The 14,267-nt window shown below is 73.8% G+C and carries 14 protein-coding genes and 1 tRNA gene; 12 read left to right on the forward strand and 3 right to left on the reverse strand.

The window, feature by feature from the left end; genetic code table 11:
* The first annotated feature begins 109 nt into the window (after positions 1 to 109).
* The 7 genes from moaC (at position 110) to ACH4J0_RS15830 (ending at position 6,303) form a co-directional block, all read left to right on the forward strand.
* Positions 110 to 610, forward strand: a complete 501-nt coding sequence (gene moaC / locus ACH4J0_RS15800; protein ID WP_396240322.1) for a cyclic pyranopterin monophosphate synthase MoaC — start codon at positions 110 to 112, stop codon at positions 608 to 610.
* A 17-nt stretch (positions 611 to 627) separates the two neighbouring features.
* Positions 628 to 1,131 (forward strand): molybdenum cofactor biosynthesis protein B, encoded by a 504-nt coding sequence (locus ACH4J0_RS15805; protein ID WP_396240324.1) that lies wholly within the window; start codon positions 628 to 630, stop codon positions 1,129 to 1,131.
* Positions 1,128 to 1,754: a GNAT family N-acetyltransferase gene (locus ACH4J0_RS15810; RefSeq protein ID WP_396240455.1), complete on the forward strand. Its 627-nt coding sequence runs from the start codon at positions 1,128 to 1,130 to the stop codon at positions 1,752 to 1,754. Before ACH4J0_RS15805 ends, ACH4J0_RS15810 begins: the two co-directional genes overlap by 4 nt.
* Before the next feature lie 150 nt (positions 1,755 to 1,904).
* Complete coding sequence (locus ACH4J0_RS15815; RefSeq protein ID WP_396240326.1) at positions 1,905 to 2,909, forward strand: hypothetical protein; 1,005 nt, start codon at positions 1,905 to 1,907, stop codon at positions 2,907 to 2,909.
* A 71-nt stretch (positions 2,910 to 2,980) separates the two neighbouring features.
* Positions 2,981 to 3,054 (forward strand) — tRNA-Ala (locus tag ACH4J0_RS15820).
* A 363-nt stretch (positions 3,055 to 3,417) separates the two neighbouring features.
* Positions 3,418 to 4,659 carry a glycosyltransferase 87 family protein gene (locus ACH4J0_RS15825; protein WP_396240328.1) on the forward strand — a complete coding sequence of 414 codons (1,242 nt, stop codon included), beginning with the start codon at positions 3,418 to 3,420 and terminating at the stop codon, positions 4,657 to 4,659.
* Between the two features lie 24 nt (positions 4,660 to 4,683).
* The gene (locus ACH4J0_RS15830; protein WP_396240330.1) at positions 4,684 to 6,303 is read left to right on the forward strand and encodes a DUF2079 domain-containing protein; all 1,620 of its coding nucleotides are present in this window, start codon (positions 4,684 to 4,686) and stop codon (positions 6,301 to 6,303) included.
* Positions 6,304 to 6,338: 35 nt separating this feature from the next.
* On the opposite strand, the gene ACH4J0_RS15835 is transcribed toward ACH4J0_RS15830, so the two are convergent.
* The 3 genes from ACH4J0_RS15835 to ACH4J0_RS15845 all read right to left on the reverse strand — a co-directional run bounded on the left by ACH4J0_RS15835 (position 6,339) and on the right by ACH4J0_RS15845 (position 9,046).
* Positions 6,339 to 6,761 carry a universal stress protein gene (locus ACH4J0_RS15835; protein WP_396240332.1) on the reverse strand — a complete coding sequence of 141 codons (423 nt, stop codon included), beginning with the start codon at positions 6,759 to 6,761 and terminating at the stop codon, positions 6,339 to 6,341.
* Between the two features lie 87 nt (positions 6,762 to 6,848).
* Positions 6,849 to 7,715, reverse strand: a complete 867-nt coding sequence (locus ACH4J0_RS15840; RefSeq protein ID WP_396240334.1) for a peptidase — start codon at positions 7,713 to 7,715, stop codon at positions 6,849 to 6,851.
* A gap of 2 nt (positions 7,716 to 7,717) precedes the next feature.
* Complete coding sequence (locus ACH4J0_RS15845) at positions 7,718 to 9,046, reverse strand: VWA domain-containing protein (protein WP_396240336.1); 1,329 nt, start codon at positions 9,044 to 9,046, stop codon at positions 7,718 to 7,720.
* 175 nt (positions 9,047 to 9,221) lie between these two features.
* On the opposite strand from ACH4J0_RS15845, the gene ACH4J0_RS15850 reads away from it, so the two are divergent.
* The 5 genes from ACH4J0_RS15850 (at position 9,222) to ACH4J0_RS15870 (ending at position 14,233) form a co-directional block, all read left to right on the forward strand.
* Positions 9,222 to 10,070 (forward strand): ATP-binding cassette domain-containing protein, encoded by an 849-nt coding sequence (locus tag ACH4J0_RS15850; protein WP_396240338.1) that lies wholly within the window; start codon positions 9,222 to 9,224, stop codon positions 10,068 to 10,070.
* Positions 10,067 to 10,750 (forward strand): ABC transporter, encoded by a 684-nt coding sequence (locus tag ACH4J0_RS15855; protein WP_396240340.1) that lies wholly within the window; start codon positions 10,067 to 10,069, stop codon positions 10,748 to 10,750. Before ACH4J0_RS15850 ends, ACH4J0_RS15855 begins: the two co-directional genes overlap by 4 nt.
* Before the next feature lie 76 nt (positions 10,751 to 10,826).
* Positions 10,827 to 10,961, forward strand: coding sequence for a hypothetical protein (locus ACH4J0_RS15860; protein ID WP_396240467.1), 135 nt, complete (start codon positions 10,827 to 10,829; stop codon positions 10,959 to 10,961).
* Positions 10,962 to 11,207: 246 nt separating this feature from the next.
* Positions 11,208 to 12,695 (forward strand): amino acid permease, encoded by a 1,488-nt coding sequence (locus ACH4J0_RS15865; RefSeq protein WP_396240342.1) that lies wholly within the window; start codon positions 11,208 to 11,210, stop codon positions 12,693 to 12,695.
* 128 nt (positions 12,696 to 12,823) lie between these two features.
* Positions 12,824 to 14,233 carry a glycosyltransferase 87 family protein gene (locus tag ACH4J0_RS15870; protein WP_396240344.1) on the forward strand — a complete coding sequence of 470 codons (1,410 nt, stop codon included), beginning with the start codon at positions 12,824 to 12,826 and terminating at the stop codon, positions 14,231 to 14,233.
* The last annotated feature ends 34 nt before the right edge of the window (positions 14,234 to 14,267 follow it).

Raw genomic sequence — 14,267 nt, forward strand, 5'->3', positions numbered from 1 at the left:
GGGGAGCGCCGACCGCCGGTGTCGGCCCGAGGGCGCCCGGAGGCGTGCGGGCCGGTCCGGGAGCGGTACGGTAGCGCGGTATTCGACCTGCGCGCCCCTGGAGTTACCCGTGACGACACCGAACCCCGGCGACCGCCTCACCCACGTCGACGAGCAGGGCGCCGCCCGGATGGTCGACGTGTCCGGGAAGGCCACCACCGCGCGCACCGCCGTCGCCACCGGGCGGGTCCGGGTCTCCGCACAGGTGGTGGAGCTGCTGCGCGGCGAGGGCGTGCCCAAGGGCGACGCCCTCGCGGTGGCCCGGATCGCTGGGATCATGGGCGCCAAGAAGACCCCGGACCTGATCCCGCTCTGTCACCCGATCGCGGTCTCCGGCGTCAAGGTCGACCTCGCCGTCGCGGACGACGCGGTCGAGATCACCGCCACGGTGAGGACCGCCGACCGCACCGGCGTCGAGATGGAGGCGCTGACCTCGGTGACGGTCGCCGCGCTGACCGTGATCGACATGGTCAAGGCGGTGGACAAGGGCGCCGCCATCGAGTCCGTCCGGGTGCTCAGCAAGACCGGCGGCAAGAGCGGTGACTGGTTCGCGCCGGAGGTCGACGCGTGAGCGGGCGGGGCGGACGCATGAAGGCGCTCGCGGTGACGGTCTCCAACCGGGCCTCGGCCGGGGTGTACGAGGACAGGGGCGGCCCGCTGCTGGTGGCCGGGCTGACCGCGATGGGTTTCACCGTCGACGGCCCCCGGGTCGTCCCGGACGGCGAGCCGGTGGAGGCCGCGCTGCGTGAGGCCGTCGCCGCCGGCTACGACGTGGTGCTGACCACCGGCGGCACCGGCATCTCGCCGATGGACCTCACCCCCGAGATGACCGCCCGGGTCATCGACCGGCCGGTCCCCGGCATCGCCGAGGCGATCCGCGCGTACGGCCGCGACAAGGTGCCGACCGCGGCGCTCTCCCGCGGGCTCGCCGGGCTCGCCGGACGTACCCTGATCGTCAATCTGCCGGGATCGACCGGCGGCGTCCAGGACGGCCTGGCCGTCCTGGAGCCGCTGCTCGCCCACGCCGTCGACCAGCTCGGCGGCGGGGACCACCCCCGGCCCGACGCACCAGCTTCCGGGAGAGCGCACTGAACGCCGGCTGGCCGGTAGAACTCCAGGAGGGCGAGGTCGTGCTGCGCCCGATCCGGGCCCGCGACCAGCGCGAGTGGCAGGAGGTGAGCCGCCGCAACCGGGACTGGCTGCGCCGCTGGGAGGCCACCGTGCCGCCCGGCCCGGCGGGCCGGGCCGCGAGCCCCCGCCCGACGTACCGGCAGATGGTCCGCTTCCTGCGCGGCGAGGCCTCGGCCGGCCGGATGCTGCCCTTCGTGGTGCTCTACAAGGGCCAGCTGGTCGGGCAGTTGACCGTCGGCGGAATCACCTGGGGTTCGATGTGCTCGGCCAACATCGGCTACTGGATCGACGAGGCGGTGGCGGGCCGGGGCATCATGCCGACGGCCGTGGCGCTTTCGGTGAACCACTGCTTCCACGCGCTGGGGCTGCACCGGATCGAGGTCTGCATCCGCCCGGAGAACGGCCCCAGTCGCCGGGTGGTGGAAAAGCTCGGCTTCCGCTCGGAGGGAATCCGCCCGCGCTATCTCCACATCGACGGGGACTGGCGGGACCACCTGGTCTACGCCCTGACCGCCGAGGAGGTCCCGGAGGGGATGCTGGAGCGCTGGCGGGCGATCAGTTCGGGCCGTGAACCGCGCAATTGAATATATGTTCGAAAAAAATATCGATATGGCATCGGCGCGGTGGCGGACCGTCACAAATGCCGGCAAAATAGTCGGAGAATCAGCTTGATCACACGACACGCCGCACCAAATTGCTGCCAGGCCTTCCCCGGCGCCCGTACGGTGTGAATCGTGAGCAGTAGCGGCCTTATCTACGCCGTCATCGTAGGGGCCTGGGCCGCCTATCTGGTGCCGATGTGGCTCCGCAGGCAGGACGAACTCAACGAGGCGCGCCCGACGGAACGCTTCAGCACCGCCATCCGCCTGCTGGCCGGGCGTTCGGCGCTGGAGCGGCGGGCAGCCCGGGCCCTGGGCGACGAACCGCGTGACGACGAGCAGAGCAACGACGGTCCTCCCGAACGGGACGGGGCCGCCTCCGGCGACCCCGTCGCACGGGAGCCCGAACCCCCGGCGGAGCGCCCGGCCGAACGGCCGGCCCCCGCGCGGGCGGCCGGTGGCGAACGCCGGGCGCGGCTGCTGGCCCGCCGGCGCCGGATGGTCACCGTCCTCTTCCTCGCCTTCGCCCTCGGCGCGGTGGTCGCCGCGGTGGCCGGACTCGCCTTCCTCTGGGTCCCGGCCGTCCCGGCGCTCCTCCTCACCCTGTACATCGGCCACCTGCGCAAGCTGGAGCGCCAGCGGTACGAGGTGAAGCTCGACCGGGTGCGGGCCGCCCAGGCGGCCGAGCGACTGCGCCAGCGGGAGCGGCAGCGTGCCGAGGCCCCGACGGACGACCGGCCGACGGTCGAGGCGCCCGTTGCGGTGGAACCGGATCCGGCCCCGCCCGCCGAGCACCGGTCCGGCCGCCGCCCGCACCTGCGGCTGGCCGCCGACTCCGGCGAGGCCACCGTCCTGGTGTCCTCCGCCTCCGCGGTGGCCGAGGCGACCGAGCACGAGGAGTGGGTCGACGGAATGCGCGAGCGCGGTGCGGCCGGCCCGGACTCCTGGGAGCCGGTGCCCGTCCCGCTGCCGACCTACGTCACCGCGCCGGTCGCCCCCCGGGTGTCCCGGGGCCTCGACCTGTCGGCCCCGGGCACCTGGACCGCCGGGCGCCCGACCGAGTCCCGCAGCACCCCGCTGTTCGACCAGTACGCCGAAGCCCCGGCTGCGGAGTCCCGCCCCCGCGCGGCCAACGAATGACCGCCGTGACCGCCTCCGACCAGGGGGTGGTCACGGACCCCCTCCGAAAGGTGCTAGAGTTTCTTCTCGTTGGGGCTGTGGCGCAGTCCGGTAGCGCACCTCGTTCGCATCGAGGGGGTCAGGGGTTCGAATCCCCTCAGCTCCACCCAACGGACCGGTTCCGACCGGTCCACCAAATCCCGCCGGGAGTCAACTCCCGGCGGGATTTGGCGTTTCCGGCCTCCGCGGGAGCAGGCGCCCCGCCTCGTGACGGAGCTCACACCGCCTTCACCGGGCCGGAAACTGACGTGACTTCGGGGCTCAGGGGGGTCTCAGGGGGGTCGGTTATGGTGGGTGGGCCCAGACGCTGACGAGGGAACGATCTGGTCTATCTCAACGGGGTGCCATCGCGGTGCGCGAGTTCGGTCTGAAACGGTGGACGCGGCAGGCGGACCCGGCGGGGCCGGCGGGCGGCCCGGCGAGCGGAAGACCGAATTCCTGGACCATCGCGGCGGTCTGCGTCGCGGCGGTGTCCCTGGCGGCCTTCGTCGTCCAGCGGCACCTGCACGGGGCGAACATGGTCGACATGCTCGTCTACCGGGCCGAGGGCCAGGCCGTCGTCAACGGTGACGACCTGTACGCGATGCGGCTGCCCGGCTGGGACCTGCCGGCCACCTACCCGCCGTTCGCCGCGATGCTGTTCGTGCCGAGCACCTGGTTCGCCGTGAGTCCGCTGCGCATCCTGGTGATGCTCGGCAACTACGCGCTGCTCGGCCTGGCCGTGCACCTGTCGCTCAAGCTGGCCGGCTGGCCCGCCCGGCGGTACCGCCCGGCCGCCACGATCCTCGCGACCGGCCTGGGCGTCTGGCTGGAGCCGGTGTACACCACCTTCCAGTACGGCCAGGTCAACCTCGCCATCCTCTGCCTGGTGCTGTGGGACCTGACCCGCCCGGACCGCAGCCGGTCCAAGGGCGTGGGCATCGGCCTGGCCACCGCGATCAAGATCACCCCGGGTCTGTTCACGGTCTACCTGCTCCTCACCGGCCGGATCCGGGCCGCCCTGGTCTCCGTCGGCACCTTCCTGGCGGCCGGCCTGATCGGCTGGATCGCGCTGCCGGACGGCTCCTACGGGTTCTGGACCACGTACCTGTGGGACCCGAGCCGGGTCGGCGTCACCGTACTGGTGGACAACCAGTCGCTGCGCGGGGCCGTCTGCCGGCTGCTCGACGCCAACGACCCCGGCACGGTCGGGCTGATCGCCACCGGGCTGGTCGCCACGCTCGGGCTCGGGGTGGCCGTGCTCGCCGGACGCTCCGCCCGGGTGCTGCGCCGGGCCGACGCGTGGGGCGGCGTCTGCACCGCCCTCACCGCGCTGCTGGTCTCCCCGATCAGCTGGACCCACCACTGGGTCTGGTGCGTCCCGCTGATCGCCCTCCTGGCCGCGGAGGCCAGGAGCACCGGCCGCCGGGTGCTGCTGGGCGCGACGCTCGTGGTGTTCCTCTCCCACGTGATGTGGACCGTGCCGCACCGCTGGGGCCGCGGGGTCGCCTGGTACTGGCAGCTGCCCGGCTCGATCTACCCGCCGCTGGGCATCGCCGTCCTCGCCGTCATCGGCCTGCGGCTGTACCGCGCCCGGCGGCAGGAGGTCGACGCCTCGGCCGGGGCCTGGGCGCTGCTCGGCGCCAGGCTCGACCCCGACTACGACCGGGATCCCGATCGTGATCCCGACCACGACCCCGCCCGTGACCCCGCCCTGACCAATCGGATCTGACGGACGAGACGGACCGGAGCCGACGTGACCACCCAGACCGCGACCCCGTCGCCGCCCCTGGCAGCCGCGCCCGCCGCCCGCAGGGCCGCGGCCGTCCTGGGCTCGCCCGCCCGGCGCACCGTGCTGCTCAGCGCGCTGTGCTTCGCGGTGATGTGCGCCATCGGCATGCAGGGCTGGGCCTCCGTCTCGCTCGGCGGCTTCGACCTCGGCATCTTCGACCAGGGGGCGCGCGGCTACTCCCACTTCCACCTGCCGGTCTCGACGCTGAAGTACTACCACCACGAGTTCCCGCCCGGGTTCTCGCTGCTGGGGGACCACTTCTCCCCGGTGCTGGCGCTGCTCGCGCCGCTGTACTGGATCTGGGACGACCCGCGCTCGCTGATCATCGGGCAGGCGCTGCTGTTCGCGCTCGGGGTGCCGCTGATCCGGCGGATCGCCGCGCGGGCCTTCGCCGCCGCCGAGCCGGGCACCGCCCGTCGGGCCGCCGACCTGACCGGGCTGGTCTACGCACTCGGCTGGCCGCTGCTGGTCGCCTCCCGGGTCGGTTTCCACGAGGTCGCCTTCGCCGTCCCGCTGACGCTGCTGATGCTGGAGCGCGGCCAGGCCCGCCGCTACGGCACGGTGGTGCTCGCCGCGGTGCTGCTGTGCTGCACCAAGGAGGACCTCGGCCTGCTGGTCGGCGCGTACGGCCTGGTGCTGCTGCTGCGCACCCGCCGCACCGGGGACCGGGCCGGGCGCTTCACCGGGCTCAGCCTGCTGCTGGGCGGGCCGATCGCCTCGGCGGTGGCGATCAAGTGGCTGATCCCCGCGATGGGCGGCGAGCCGGGCTACTACTGGAACTACAAGGCGCTCGGCGACGACGGCGGCGACGCGCTGCGGAACCTGCTGCACGACCCCTTCCTGCTGGTGCAGACCGCCTTCGACCAGCCGCTGAAGCCGCTGCTGCTGCTCTGGCTGTTCGGCACGCTGTTCCTGCTGCCGCTGCGCTCGGCCACCGTGCTGTGCATGCTGCCGCTGCTGGCCGAGCGGATCCTCTCCAGCAACCCCAACCACTGGTCGATCGCCCGGCACTACGACTCGATGCTCTGGCCGGTCCTGCTGACCGCCACCGTCGAGGTGCTGGGGCGGATGAGCAGCGTCGAACGGCCCGAGCGGACCCGGCGGCGGGCCCGGCTGCTGGGCCTGGGCACGGTCGGGGTGGCGCTGGTCGCGGCGGTGCCGATCGGGCTGCTGCAGCTGGCGGTGCCGTCCTCCTGGGAGCCCAGGGCGAGCGAGGCCGCGCTGGTCCGGGCGGCCGGGCTGATCCCGGACGGCGCCTCGGTGGAGGCGGACAACCAGATTGCGCCGCGGTTGACCGCCCGGACCGACGTGGTGCTGGTGGACGGGACTCCGCGCGGACGGGAGTACGTGCTGACCCGGTCCGACAAGCGGTCCTTCCCGTTCAAGACGGACAAGGAGCAGGCCGACCGGATCGAGCTGCTGCTGGCCCACGGCTACCGGCAGCTCTGGGCCGAGGACGGCGTGGTGCTGCTGCACCGGGAGAGCACCGAGCCGGTGCCCGGCGAGCACGTGCCGGGGCCGGGCAGCAAGCCGGTCCAGGACGAGGTGCCGTCCGACGTGGGGCACAACCTGTTCAAGGGCTGACCAGGGCCCGTCACCAACCTGACGGGACGGAACACCTAGTCCTCTCGGACGATCACCACCGGGCAGGACGCGTGGTGCAGGCAGTACTGGGCGACGGTGCCCAGCGGGGCGTCCGGCGCGGTGGCGTGGCCGCGGTTGCCGAGGACCAGCAGGGCGGCGCCGGTCGCGGCGGCGACCAGGGCGGGGCCCGGCGGACCGGCCTTGAGCCGGCGGCGGAGCGGGACGGCGCAGGCGCCGGCCGCCTCGGCGAGGATCTCCGCGGCGCGGCGCTCGGGTTCGAAGCCGTCCAGGGCGGGCGGGACGAGGCCGTGCTCGCCGAGCAGGGAGGGGAAGTCCCAGACCGCCACCGCCTCCAGCGGGCCGCCGGTGAGGCCGGCCAGGCGGGCCGCCCAGCGGACGGCGGCGCGGGCGGGCTCGGAGCCGTCCACGCCGACCACGATCAGGCCGCGCGGCTGCATGGTTCGAGCGTAGGCACGCGGACGGGGTCGGACACGCCGGAGGGCCGGCCGGAGGGTGTCCGGCCGGCCCTCGCTGCGGCGGGTCCGCTACGGGCGCTCGGCGTAGGAGCCGTGCTGGTGCGAGCCCTGGTGCGGGACGGCGCCGTGGTGGCCGGGGCGGTGGCCGCGCGGGTGCCGGGTCAGGTGGTAGCCGAGGACGCCGGCCAGGGCGGCCAGGAAGCCGCCGCCGATGGTCCAGTACCAGCGGCTGTTCCAGCCGGAGAACCAGCCGGTGTACCAGTGCTCCTTCTCCGCGACCGGGGCCGCGGCCTTGGCGGTGCCGGCACCGCCGCCGACCGGCGGGACCAGCGGGGCCCTGAGCGAGCCGCCCTCGGGCTGGGCGTTGTCGGCGTTGCCCTTGGCGGCGACGTGCAGCTGGGCCGTGGCGGCCAGGCCGAGGTCGGGCTGCGGGGCGTCGGTGACCGACAGCCGGACGTAGTAGGTGCCGGGCAGCGGGTCCCCCGACCACGGCTCGGCCCAGGTGCGGACCTCGCGCAGGGTGCAGTTCAGCGCGAGGCTGGTGGCGCTCTGGTCGCCGGTGGCGTTCTGGGTGCCGGCGGTGCAGGCCTGGCGGCGGCGCAGCCCGTCGAAGACCTCGACGGTCCAGGTCTGCGGGCCGTGCCGGTCGCTCGCCGGGGCCAGGTTGACGGTCAGGTTCACCGTCGGGGTCTGGCCCTCGGAGGCGCCGAACGCCCAGTACAGGTAGTCGCCGGTGGAGACGGCGACGTCGGCGTCCTGGCCGGGGGAGAGGTTGACCGCGGTCAGGAAGGAGGTGCCGGCCTTGGTGGCCGGGCCCGGGGTGCCGCTCGCGGTCGCCGAGGGCGACGGCGAGGCGGCGGAGGCGGCCGGGGCGCCCAGCGCGAGGGCGGGCAGCAGGGCGAGGGCGGCGAGGGCGCCGCGGATCGTCGTACGCATGATCAGTTCTCCCGCCAGACGGCGATCCGCCAGCGTGCGATCCAGCCGGAGACCAGGCCGAAGACCAGGCCGGACAGGGTGAGGGTGAGCAGCAGGATCCAGCCGCGGCCCAGGCCCATCGCGGCGCCCTCGGGGGCGGGCGAGGCGGAGGCCAGGTCCACGGTCAGCTCCAGCGGCATGCCGGGGTCGGCCTGGACGCCGGCCTGCGGGGCCAGCGAGTTGCTGACGACCAGGCAGACGGTGGTGTCCGGCTTGTCCTTGCCCTTGGCCGAGGTGGTCGGGCTCGCGGTGACGTAGCCCTTGGAGTCGTCGGTGGACCAGCGCAGACCGGTGGAGATCACGTCGGTGCGGGCGCTGCCGGCGTCGGTGCCGCGGACCAGTTCCTGGCCGGCGGCACTGGTGGCCTGGAGCAGGACGCCGTAGTCCCGGGCCACCGCGCGGTCGAGGCCCACGCTGACCGAGGCGCGCAGCTCCTGGCCGGCCTTGACCGGGACCTTGTAGACGCGGTGCTCGGAGAACTTCTCCCGGTCGCTGTAGACGCCGGGGGTGAGCACCGGGGCGCTCTCGCACTTGTCGGTGCCGGTGGTCTTGACCGGGTTGACGGTGAAGGTGTCGTTGGAGCGGTCGACCAGCTGCTTCACCTTGTCGGTGAGCTGCTGCGGGGTGCGGACGTCGGTGTAGGTGCCGCCGGTCGCGTTGGCGATGCAGAGCAGCTGCTGGCGGGTCTTGTCGTCGTGGGCCAGACCGAGGGTGTCGACCACCAGGTGGATGCCCTGGGAGGCGAGTTCGCGGGCGACGTCGCACGGGTCGGGCGGGGTGCAGGTGTCCTCGCCGTCGGTGATCAGGACGATCCGGCGGGTGGCGTCGCCCTTGCCGAGGTCCTGGGCGGCGCCGCGCAGGGCCAGGCCGATCGGCGTCCAGCCGGTGGGGCGCAGGGTGGCGACCGCGGTCTTGGCCTCGACCTTGTTGGTCTTGCCGACCGGGAAGAGCTGCTTGGTGTCCTGGCAGCCGACGTTCTTGTCGTTGCCGGGGTAGGTGGCGCCGAGGGTGCGGATGCCGAACTCGGTCTCCGAGGGCAGGGCGTCGATCACCTCGTTCAGCGAGTTCTGGGCCACCGAGATGCGGCTCTTGCCCTGGATGTCGGCGATGTTCATGGAGCCGCTGACGTCCAGGATCAGGTCGACCTTGGGGGCCTCCTGGGTCGCGGGGGAGGCGCCGGCTGAGGGTTCGTCGGCGTGGGCGGGCAGGCCGAGGAGCAGCGAGGCGCCCGTTATCGCCAGGGCGGCCATCAGGCTGCCGAGCCTGGTCTTCGGTCGTCGTCGGGTATTCACCCGGCCGATCCTAGGGATCATCAGTTCGCCAAGGCCAAACGAGACCGGCCGGTGCACCCGACCGGCCCGGCGCGAACTCCGGCGCGCGGGAGGGCGATTGTCGGACGTCGCGCTCACGCCGCCCTTACCCGCGGTGGATAGCCTTCGTACGGTTCGGAGGGAGGCGGGGGCGCGGATGGAGCTGACCGCGGTCGGCAAGCGGTACGGGCGGGGCGGCCGGTGGATTCTGCGCGACGTCCAGCTGGCCGTCGGGCCGGGGGAGTTGGTGCGGATCGCCGGGGCGAACGGAAGCGGCAAGTCGACCCTGCTGCGGGTGGTGGCCGGGATCGAGCGGCCGAGCACCGGCCGGGTGGTGCGGTCCGGGGCGGCGGCGTACGTGCCGGAGCGCTTCCCGCCGGCGCTGCCGTTCGACGCCGCCTCGTACCTGCTGCGGGTGGGCCGGGTGCACGGGCTGTCGGAGGCGGTGGCGCGGCGGCGGTCGGGGGAGTGGCTGGACCGGTTCGGCATCGCGGACCGGGCGGGCACCCCGTTGAGCCGGCTGTCCAAGGGCACCTGCCAGAAGGTCGCGGTGGCGCAGGCGCTGATCTCCGAGGCCCGGGTGCTGGTGCTGGACGAGGCCTGGACCGGACTCGACCCGCAGGCCAGGGCGGTGCTGGACGAGGCGGCCGCCGAGCGGGCGGCGGCGGGCGCCGCGGTGCTGTTCGTGGACCACGACCCGGCCCGGCTGGCCGGGCGGACCAGCGCCGCCTACCGGGTCGGTGCGGACGGCGGCCTGCGCCCGGCGGAGGAGGAGCCACGGGCGGTGGACCGGAGCGGGCCGGTGATGGAGATCGAGGTGGACGTCCCGGACGGCGCCCCGCTGCCGGAGCGGCTGCCCGGCGCGCCGGAGCCGACCGCGCTGGGCCCGACGACGGTGCGGCTGGCGGTGCCGGCCGAGCACTCGGACGCGCTGCTGCGCAGCCTGTTGCTCGGCCGCCCGGCCGTACGGGTGCTGGCGGTGCGTCGACGGGAGGAGCGGCGGTGAGGCAGGTCGGAGCGCTGACCCGGTACCACCTGGAGCTGCTGGTGCGCTCGCACGCCTGGCTGCCGCCGTTCCTGACGTTCGTGCTGCTGCTGGTGATCGGGGTGACGGCGGGGGACCCGCTGCTGGGCGGGCTCGGTTACGGCGCGGGGCTGCTGGTGCCGGTGAGCGCCTGGTACGTGCGCAGCGCGCTGACCGCCGAGCCGCCGGCCTCGCGGGCCTGCCTGGTCGCGGTGGCGGGGCCGGCCCGGGTGCACCTGGGCGCGCTGCTGGCGGCGCTGACGGTGGCCCTGCTGCTGGCGGTGGGCGAGGTGGCGGCGCTGTGGTGGATCAGCGGGGCGGTGGCCGCCCCGGGGGCGCAGCGGGAGCCGGGGGTCGGCCCGGCGCTGCTGGCCGGGCTGACCACCTCGGTGGTCTGCGTGCTGCTGGGGGTGCTGGCCGGGGCGCTGGGCAACCGTCCGGTGCTGGTCCGCGCGCCGTACGGCATCCTGGCGGCGCTGGGCCTGGCCGCGGCGGCGCTGGTGGTGCCGGTCTCGCCGGCCAACGCGGCGGTGCGCGGGGTGGTGGCGGCGGCCCGGACCGGGCGGCTGGCCGTGCCCTGGGGCGAACTGGTGCTGGCCGTCGCCCTGTTCGTCGCGGTCGGGGCCGGGGTGGCCGCGCTGGCCGGGCGGCGGCCGGAGTGAGGGCGGTGTCCGCGGCCGCGGACACCGCCAATCACTCGTGTCCGCGGCCGCGGACACACCGCAGTGAAGGACGCATGTGGCCGGCTCGGACGCGGTGCCGCCGGCCGAGGTGGCCGTGGTGGTCACGGACGGTGACGCCATGGACGTCGCCGGTGGCAACCTGGCCGCCCCGATCGCCCGCGCGGTGATGCGGGCGGTGCTCCGCCACTGAGGCCAACCAGGTGCGTTGAGCTGGACGTTTAGCGGAACGGCCGGAGATGCAGCGGGTGCGAAGTGTCCGGTTTGTTATGTCTGATGCGCCGATTCGTACAATGCGCCGATCGGTATTGTTTGTTTGCGACACTGGTGTCTTCGCGGGGTACTGTCCCATGTTTGTTCGGTTGGTCCCCGATGACACCCCCGGTGCCCCGGTGACCGGCCGCTAGGACACCCTCCCCCGCCTAGAAGGACCGCAGTTTTGACCAGCAACACCCTCGGTGCGCGTCTGCTGCGACGCAAGCCCGTCTCGACCCTGATCGCGGAGAGTGAGGGCCACGGCCTTCCGGCCGGCGCACCCGAGGAGGGCGGACGCTCCGGCATCCACCTGCGTCGCTCGATCGGGCTCTGGCAGCTGTCCGCGATCGGCATCGGCGCCACCATCGGCACCGGCATCTTCTTCGTGCTCAACAGCGCGGTGCCGCAGGCCGGGCCGGCCGTCATCCTGTCCTTCGTGATCGCCGCGGTCACCGCCGGACTCACCGCGCTCTGCTACGCCGAGATGGCCTCCGCGATCCCGGTCTCCGGCTCCTCGTACTCCTACGCCTACGCCACCCTCGGGGAGGGCGTCGCCTTCGGGGTCGGCATCTGCCTGCTGATGGAGTACGGCGTCTCCGCCTCCGCGATCGCGGTGAGCTGGGCCGAGTACCTGAACAAGTTCCTCGACCTCGCCTTCGGGGTGAAGATCCCCGAGCAGCTGTCCGGCGCGCCGGACAGCACCCACTGGTTCAACCTGCCGGCGCTGCTGCTGGTCGCCATGGTGTGCTTCCTGCTGGTCCGCGGGGTCAGCGAGTCGGTGAAGGTCAACGCGGCCATGGTCGGGATCAAGATCCTCATCCTGGTGCTGTTCGTCGGCGTCGCGCTCACCGGCTTCCACTCCGGCAACCTGACCCCGTTCATGCCGCTGGGCATCGGCGGCGTGCAGATGGCCGCCTCCAGCATCTTCTTCTCGTTCATCGGCCTGGACGCGGTGTCCACCGCCGGTGAGGAGGTCAAGAACCCGCGCCGCACCCTGCCGCTGGCGATCATCATCTCGCTGGTCGTGGTGACCCTGCTCTACATCCTGGTCGCGCTGGCCGGTATCGGGGCCCAGCCCTGGAACAAGTTCGACGGCCAGGAGGCCGGGCTCGCCCAGATCCTCCAGGACATCACCGGCCAGAGCTGGCCCGCGATGGTCTTCGCGGTCGGCGCGATCATCTCGATCTTCAGCATCACCCTCGTGGTGATCTACGGCCAGACCCGCATCCTGTACTCGATGGGCCGCGACGGCATGCTGCCCAAGCGCTTCGCCCAGCTCTCCCCGCGCACCGGCACCCCGGTCTGGAACACCCTGGTGGTCGGGGTCGGCGTGGGCGCGCTGGCCGCGTTCATCCCGCTGAACGTCCTGGCCGACATCACCAGCCTCGGCACCCTGATCGCCTTCTCGGTGGTCTCGATCGGCGTGATCGTCCTGCGCCGCACCCAGCCCGACCTGCCGCGCGGCTTCAGGGTCCCCGGCTACCCGGTCGTGCCGCTGCTCAGCGTCGGTTTCTGCATCTACCTGATCACCGGCCTGCACGCCGACACCTTCCGGGCCGGGGCGATCGCCCTCGGCGTCGCCGTGGTCGTCTACTTCGGCTACAGCATCAAGCACTCCCGGCTGGAGCGGGCCGCGCAGGAGGCCGTCCCGGTCGACACCAACGCCGGCTGACCGTGCCGTTACCCAATCGTGAAGGGCCGCCGCCAGGTACGGAACCGGGCGGCCCTACGCGCGTAAACCCCCACCAACCGCCCGACGCGATGGCGACAGGGCCCGGTCCGCACCCATAACCTTCCACCATGGTGAGCACCCGCACGCCCGGCTTCTCCCGCCCGCGCGGCCGCTTCACCGGCCGCGCCAGAACGCCGGCCCAGTCCATCAGCGCCGAACTGCCGTCCAGACCGGGACGGCCGCCCAGGGGCTCCTCCAGCAGGCCGTTCCCCCGACAGCGTGGTGAGAGCACCTTTCCGCCCACGCCCGATCGGTGGAATCCCGCCCGGCTCGCCTCGCTGCGATGGGTCCAGCTGCTCGGCTGTCTGATCGCGGCCGGCTGGGCCGCCGCCTTCCCGCTCGTCTCCGACCTGGCCAACCAGCGGCTCTGGGGTCTCGTCGCAGCCCCCGCCTACGTCGTGGCCGGGCTCCTGTGCCTCACCCTGCCGCGCCGGTTCGCCGCCGAGGCCGCCGCCGTGGTCGCCCTGCTCGGAGCCGTGCTGGCCCCGCTCGGACTGCTCGCCGTGAACGGCCGCCACCAGTCCGAGGTCATGGTGGTCGAACGCTCGGCCCACCTGCTGCTCACCACCGGCGACGTCTACCTCCCGCACCCGGTGGTGGTCACCGACTACAACCCGTACCTGCCGGCGATGTCCCTGTTCGGGCTGCCGCGCCAGCTGCTCGGCAACTCCACCGCCTTCGCCCGCGTCGCCGGGGACGCCCGGATCTGGTTCGCGCTCACGTTCATCGCCTGCCTGCTGGGGGCGTGGCGGCTGCTGCGGCCCTCCAGGGACCGCGCGCCGCTGCTGCCGCTGGCCGTCCTCACCGCCTCGCCGCTGATAGCGCTCGCCCTCGTCGTCGGCGGGGTGGACCTGCCGCTGATCGGGGTCTGCTGCCTGGCCATGGCGCTCGCCGAGCGGGACCGCACGATCAGTGCCGGGCTGGTGCTCGCCCTCGCCTGCAGTCTCAAGTGGACCGCCTGGCCCGCCCTGCCGGTGGCCGTCCTGCTGCTGTGGCGGCTGTACGGCCGCCGGCCGGCCGCGCGCGCCGCGCTGATCGGGGTGGGGGTGAGCGCGGCGGTGCTGCTGCCGTCCGTGCTGACCCAGCCGCAGGCCCTGCGCGACCAGGTGGTGCGCTTCCCGCTCGGGATGACCGCGATCCGCACCCCGGCGGGCAGCCCGCTGCCCGGCAAGGTGCTGGCCGGTTTCGGGCCGACCGGGCACTCCGTCTCGCTGGCGCTGATGACCACGGCCCTGGTCGGGGTGGCGATCTGGCTGCTGGCCCGGCCGCCGGTCTCCGCGATAGCCGCCGCCGACCTGCTGGCCGCCGGGCTGGCGATCGCCTTCATGCTCGCCCCGGCCGGCCGGTTCGGGTACCTGGCGCTGCCGGCCGTGCTGGTGATCTGGCCCCGGCTGGCGGCCCGGCGCTGGAGCAGCCGCCGCCCGGTGCCGCCCCGCCCGGCGCCGGACGCGCCGGCGCCCGCCGTGCCGCGGCGCTGAGCGGGTGCCCCGGGGGGCGTGACGCACCGGAGCC

Source organism: Kitasatospora sp. NPDC017646 (assembly GCF_044329365.1).
Taxonomy (GTDB): domain Bacteria; phylum Actinomycetota; class Actinomycetes; order Streptomycetales; family Streptomycetaceae; genus Kitasatospora.